At 61.3% G+C, this 5,802-nt stretch carries 5 protein-coding genes; all 5 read left to right on the top strand.

Annotated elements, in window-relative coordinates; all coding sequences use genetic code 11:
* Positions 1–173 precede the first annotated feature (173 nt).
* The 5 genes from ENJ19_06240 to ENJ19_06220 all read left to right on the top strand — a co-directional run bounded on the left by ENJ19_06240 (position 174) and on the right by ENJ19_06220 (position 5,732).
* Positions 174–1,073, top strand: coding sequence for a tyrosine-protein kinase family protein (locus tag ENJ19_06240; protein ID HHM05327.1), 900 nt, complete (start codon positions 174–176; stop codon positions 1,071–1,073).
* Positions 1,074–1,078: 5 nt separating this feature from the next.
* Positions 1,079–2,626: a TIGR03016 family PEP-CTERM system-associated outer membrane protein gene (locus ENJ19_06235; protein ID HHM05326.1), complete on the top strand. Its 1,548-nt coding sequence runs from the start codon at positions 1,079–1,081 to the stop codon at positions 2,624–2,626.
* 10 nt (positions 2,627–2,636) lie between these two features.
* Positions 2,637–3,653 (top strand): DUF2075 domain-containing protein, encoded by a 1,017-nt coding sequence (locus tag ENJ19_06230; GenBank protein HHM05325.1) that lies wholly within the window; start codon positions 2,637–2,639, stop codon positions 3,651–3,653.
* An 8-nt stretch (positions 3,654–3,661) separates the two neighbouring features.
* The gene (locus ENJ19_06225; GenBank protein ID HHM05324.1) at positions 3,662–4,804 is read left to right on the top strand and encodes a UDP-N-acetylglucosamine 2-epimerase (non-hydrolyzing); all 1,143 of its coding nucleotides are present in this window, start codon (positions 3,662–3,664) and stop codon (positions 4,802–4,804) included.
* Positions 4,805–4,871: 67 nt separating this feature from the next.
* Complete coding sequence (locus ENJ19_06220) at positions 4,872–5,732, top strand: DUF3473 domain-containing protein (protein HHM05323.1); 861 nt, start codon at positions 4,872–4,874, stop codon at positions 5,730–5,732.
* The last annotated feature ends 70 nt before the right edge of the window (positions 5,733–5,802 follow it).

Below are 5,802 nucleotides of genomic sequence, written 5' to 3'. Positions count from 1 at the left end.
TTGCCGGTCCTGGGTGGGGTGTCCATGATATGGAGTCCACAGCAACGGCGCCGGCGCCGGCTGGGTCTCGTGGCCTTTGCCGTGACGACCATCGCCTTGTTGGGTCTGTATGGTGCGGTCCTGGCTGTGCAGACACTGGAAATTGACGTGCTGGCCAAACTGAAAGGCCTGATATGAGTACCATAGAAAAAGCGGTTGAACGGCTTGGGCGGTACAACCCGGAAGAGCCTGAGTTTATCCGCGACCAGGAATTGGAGGATATTCCCGAACAGGCGGATGTCAGGCAAGAAGCCTCGCCGCGGGAAGGCGGTGAAGGTGAGACGCTCCAGGTAGACCTGGACCTCGCCCGTTTGCGCCTGGGAGGTCTGGTCACTCCTGACAGCGAAAGAAGCCAGATTGCCGAGGAGTTCCGCCACATCAAACGCCCTTTGCTCATGAATGCCTTCGGGCAGGGGGCGTTGAACATTCCTCACGGCAATCTCATCATGGTCACCAGTTCCCGGCCCAATGAAGGCAAGACATTCACCGCGGTGAATCTGGCCATGAGTATCGCCATCGAGCGCGACCGTACGGTGCTGTTGGTGGATGCCGACGTGGCGAAACCCTCAGTGGCGCGGATCCTGGGCATCCCCGGTTCGGCCGGTCTGGTGGACTATCTGGCCGATCAGGACAAGGCCCTGTCGGAACTGATGCTGAAAACCAATCTTGCGAGTCTGAGAATTCTTCCCGCCGGCCGTCGCCATCACCATTCTACAGAACTGCTGGCCAGCGAAAGCATGCGTTGCCTGGCGGACGAACTGGCGCAGCGTTATCCCGACCGTGTGGTGATATTCGATTCACCGCCTTTGTTGGCGACCAGCGAGGCGGCGGTGCTCGCCGGGCTGGTCGGGCAAATCGTGCTGGTGGTGGAATCGGACCGGACCAAGCGTGAAGAACTGAAGGAAGCATTGGCGTTGCTGGATCCGGAGCAATATACCGCGCTGGTCCTGAACAAAACCCGCCGGCCCTTTGGCGCTGACTATCCGTATTACAGCTATGGCGGGTACGGTGGCTACGGCGCGGCTGACGACTGACAACGATGACAGCGAGGGGGAGGGCTGATTCCCGGGCGCGGGTGGTGCATGGCTGGCCTGTGTTCGCCGGGCTTGTGCTGGTGATATATGGGACTGTTGTCCGCGCCGCGGCTTGGGAATGGCAGAGCTCCCTGGTACTGGGCGAAATATACACGGACAACCTCACCTTGAGTTCGGCCGGGCGTACCGAAAGTGAGTGGGTGACGGAAATCACGCCCGGAATAAGAGCGAGCAGGGAGGGGGCGAGAATAAAAATGGATGCCGCCTACCGCCTGCAGAACCTGCTCTACGGCAACGACAGCGATCGAAACAACACCAGGCATCAGCTGAATGCACGGGCTTCGGCGGAGGTGATCAGGGACCATTTTTTCATCGACGCGAAAAGCACGGTTTCCCAGCAGATCGTCGATCCGGACCGGTCGGTGGCAGCAGACCGTATCACCCCCGGCAGCACTTCCGATGTGTTCACCTATGGCGTGAGCCCCTACGCCAGATTCCGCCTTGGACGCTTTGCGGATGCCGCGCTCCGCTATGACGTGGGTTGGGTGGAACAGGAGGGGAACATGCTGTCTGACGGGCGTTCGGAAGGTTACAGTGCGACGCTTGCCAGCGGCCGCGGCTTTTCCCGTCTGCTATGGCAGTTCGCCTATCATCGCAGCGAGCTGGACCGGGGCGACCAGACAGATTCCGTGCGGGAAAACGGCAGCGGCTCCCTGCGCTACCGGCTCTTTGAACACTTCAGTCTGTTGGCCCAGGGCGGCTACGAAAACAACGATGTGGCCACATCGCGCAGTGTCCGCAACGGCGAGTACTGGAGCGGGGGGTTCCTGTGGGTGCCGTCGGGCCATTTTTCTTTCGAGGCGACTCGTGGTCACAATCTTGACAGCGTGAGCATGCGCATCAGCCCGTCCCGCCGCCTGAATCTGCAGCTCGGTTACCGTAAGTTTGACCTGGGTCTCAACCCGGGCGACAGTTGGACGGCCAGCCTCTCCTACCGCTTGCGCCGGACCACCTGGCTGGGCAGTTACACTGAAACCAGCACCAATGTTCAGACTTTGCAGCTGGCGGGTCAGCAGGTTTTTGCGCTGGTTGATATCGATGGCAATCCCATCATCGACCCCACCACCGGCCAGCCCATCGTGCTGGTGTCCAATGTCTTTGCGTTGACGGATGAAGAGTTTCTGAGCAAGCGCGGCCGGCTCACCGTGGTGACGACGACGGCCAAGAGCAATTACATCTTTGCGCTTTTTGACGAGCGGCGGGAGTATGAGCTGAGCCTGAGGCGCGATACAGTGCGGGGTGCGAACGCGTCCTGGAGCTGGCGCTTCGCGAGACGGACCTCATCGCGCCTGAGCGGGAACTGGCTTCGCAGCAGCTCCTCAGTACGACAGGGCCACGACGATTCCTGGCAGCTGGCTGTGGGTTTGTTTCAGTCCACCGGCCGGGATGTGACCAGCTCGCTGGAATATCGCCATGCGCGCAGCAACCCATCGGAAGGGCGCGATTCCTATCGAGAGAATCGCATCACGGCACGGATGACCATCAATTTTTAGGGAAGGCACCATGTACGAGGCGTTCTACAAGCTAAAAACCCGGCCTTTTCAACTCAGTCCCGATCCCCGCTTTTTCTACGGCAGCCCGGGTCACAAACGGGCCATGTCCTACCTGCGTTATGGTTTGAACCAGGGCGAGGGATTCATCGTCATTACGGGCGATATCGGTACCGGCAAAACCATGCTGGTGCGTACCTTGTTTGGGGATCTTGCCCGGGAGAACGTTGTGGCGGCCCAGTTGGTGACCACGCAGCTGGAGGCGGAGGACACCTTGCGCATGGTGGCGGCCAGTTTTGGCCTGGCGCACGACAATCTCGACAAGGCAACGGTGCTCAAAAATCTCGAGACCTTCATGACCGCGCGGGCGCGGGAAGGCAAGCGGGTGCTGTTGCTGGTGGACGAAGCCCAGAACCTCCCGCCGCGGTCCCTGGAGGAGCTGCGCATGCTGTCCAATTTCCAACTGGGGGGCAGAGTGCTGTTTCAAAGTTTTCTGCTGGGGCAGATGGAGTTTCGCAGCACCCTGCAAAAACCGGGCATGGAGCAGCTGCGGCAGCGTGTTATTGCCGCCTATCATCTGGATTCGCTGGATGCGGAGCAGACCCGCGCCTATATTGAGCACCGTTTGAAAATTGTGGGATGGGATCATGATCCTGCCTTTACCGAGGATGCCTACACCGCCATCTATCAGTTCAGCGGTGGCATACCACGTCGCATCAACTCCGTTTGCGATCGCCTCTTGCTGTTCGGCTGCCTGGAGGATGTGCACCAGATCGAAGCGCGTCATGTCACGACTGTTTCCAAAGAACTGCAGCAGGAGACCGGGGCGCGCGATGCTGCCCCCGCGGGTCATGCGGGGGCGCAGGTTCCGGCCTCATCATCCGCTGATGTTTTGGCATCGCGGGATGTGATGAGCCGTTTGGCCGTGCTTGAGCAGCGGCTCGCCGTGATGGAAGAAAAGCTGGAACGGCAAAATGCCTGGATCAGGCGCGAGCTGCGCGCCCGGGTTCAAACTGAACACGCGGAGTAAGAGCGACAATGGCCAAAGTGCTGTGCATCGCGGGGGCCAGGCCCAACTTCATGAAGATTGCGCCGGTCATGGCCGCATTGAGGGCGCCGGAATCGCCTCTTGCCGTGCGCCTGGTGCACACGGGCCAGCATTACGATGTGGCCATGAACGAGCGTTTTTTTGAGCAGTTGGGCATTCCCATGCCGGACATCCACCTGGAGGTCGGTTCCGCCAGCCACGCGGTACAAACCGCGGAAATCATGCGGCGTTTTGAGCCGGTGGTGGACGAAGAAGAACCCGATGCCATACTGGTGGTGGGGGATGTGAACTCCACCATCGCCTGTGCCCTGGTGGCGGCCAAGAAAGGGGTGGCCGTGGCCCACGTGGAAGCGGGTCTGCGCAGCTATGACCGGGCCATGCCGGAAGAGATCAATCGCGTGCTCACCGATCAATTGTCCCACTGGCTGTTTACCACCGAGCGCCTGGCGCACGACAATCTGCGCCGTGAAGGTGTGGCCGATGAGAACATGCATTTTGTCGGCAACGTCATGATCGACACCTTGTTTAGGAACAGGCAACGCGCCGTTGCGGCGGGTGAGACTTTCGCCAGGGCCGGTTGGGCAAACACCCGTCTCGCTGCCGGAGCCTATGGCGTGTTGACTTTGCACCGGCCGTCCAATGTGGATGACCCGGCCACCTTGAAACGCCTGCTTGAGGTGTTGCGTGAGCTGGGCGCCGATCTGCCTTTGGCCTTTCCGGTGCATCCGCGCACCCGGTCCCGCATCCAGGCCGCCGGTCTGGCGGGGTATCTGGACGGCGAAAATATTTTTCCGCTGGAGCCGGTGGGTTATCTGGAAATGCTGGGCCTGATGCGGGGTGCCCGTTTGGTGCTGACCGACTCCGGCGGCATGCAGGAAGAGACCACCGCTCTGGGTGTGCCCTGTCTGACCTTGCGGGAAAACACCGAGCGGCCGATCACTATTGAACACGGTACCAACACCCTGGTGGGCATCAATCCCGAACGCATCCGCGCCTGCTTCAAAGAGGTGCTCACCAGCGGCGGCAAGGCGGGCCGTGTCCCTGAGTTGTGGGACGGCCGCGCCGCCGAACGCATTGCTGCGATATTGGCCGGAGACCTGGCCGGAGCGGCGCCGGGTACGGCGTGCGCGTAAGCGTGTTCTGACGCCGCCCTGCAATCAAATGAAAAGGACGAAGCGGGGGAGACATCCCGCGGGGATTATGGATAACACCGTCATCAACGCCATGAGTGTGGACGTGGAAGACTACTTCCAGGTGTCCGCCCTGGAGCCTTACATCCCCCGCAGCGCCTGGGACAGGCAGCCCTGTCGCGTTGAGGCCAATACCAGCGCGGTGCTGGAGCTGTTCGCTGCCGCTGGCGTGCAGGCTACTTTCTTCACCCTGGGCTGGGTGGCGGAGCGATTTCCGCACCTGATCCGACGCATTGTGGATGAGGGCCACGAGCTGGCCAGCCACGGCCGGGACCACACCCGGGTGACGGCGATGACTCCCGGGCAGTTTCGCGCTGACGTGCGCCGCACCAAAGCCCTGCTGGAGGATCTGTCCGGCCAGGAAGTCAAAGGCTACCGCGCCCCCAGCTATTCCATCGGCGCCAACAATCTTTGGGCCTTGGAGGTCTTGCAGGAAGAGGGGCACCGCTACAGCTCCAGCATCTATCCCATCCGCCACGACCTCTACGGCATGCCCGAGGCGCCGCGCTTTGCCTTCCGGCCCCACGGCGAGCACGGCATATTGGAGGTGCCGGTCACCACCACCACCTTCTTCAACCACAACGTGCCTTGCGGTGGCGGCGGTTATTTCCGCCTCTTGCCCTACACTTGGTCGCGCTGGGCCCTGCGGCACATCAACCGCCGCGAGGGGCAGCCGGGGATGTTTTATTTCCATCCCTGGGAGATCGACCCCGGGCAGCCGCGCATGCAGGGCATCGGCCTGAAGACCCGCGTGCGCCATTATCTGAACCTGGGGCGCATGCAGGCGCGCCTGCAGCGCCTGTTGCGGGATTTTCGCTGGGGCCGGATGGACCAGGTATTTCTGAAACCACAAGCCGACAAGGGCGCATGAACCATGCAGATACGGCAATTGCAAGCAGCAGACTTTTCCCGCTGGGATGCCTTCGTCGAGTCCTGCCCGG

The organism is Gammaproteobacteria bacterium (assembly GCA_011375345.1).
GTDB lineage: Bacteria > Pseudomonadota > Gammaproteobacteria > DRLM01 > DRLM01 > DRLM01.
This window is presented reverse-complemented; position numbering and strand designations above follow the sequence as displayed.

What these genes read in the sequence shown, in the direction of transcription:
- ENJ19_06240 (HHM05327.1), top strand. Translation starts at nt 174, where the DNA reads ATGAGTACCATAGAAAAAGCGGTTGAACGGCTTGGGCGGTACAACCCG.
- ENJ19_06235 (HHM05326.1), top strand. Translation starts at nt 1,079, where the DNA reads ATGACAGCGAGGGGGAGGGCTGATTCCCGGGCGCGGGTGGTGCATGGC.
- ENJ19_06230 (HHM05325.1), top strand. Translation starts at nt 2,637, where the DNA reads ATGTACGAGGCGTTCTACAAGCTAAAAACCCGGCCTTTTCAACTCAGT.
- ENJ19_06225 (HHM05324.1), top strand. Translation starts at nt 3,662, where the DNA reads ATGGCCAAAGTGCTGTGCATCGCGGGGGCCAGGCCCAACTTCATGAAG.
- ENJ19_06220 (HHM05323.1), top strand. Translation starts at nt 4,872, where the DNA reads ATGGATAACACCGTCATCAACGCCATGAGTGTGGACGTGGAAGACTAC.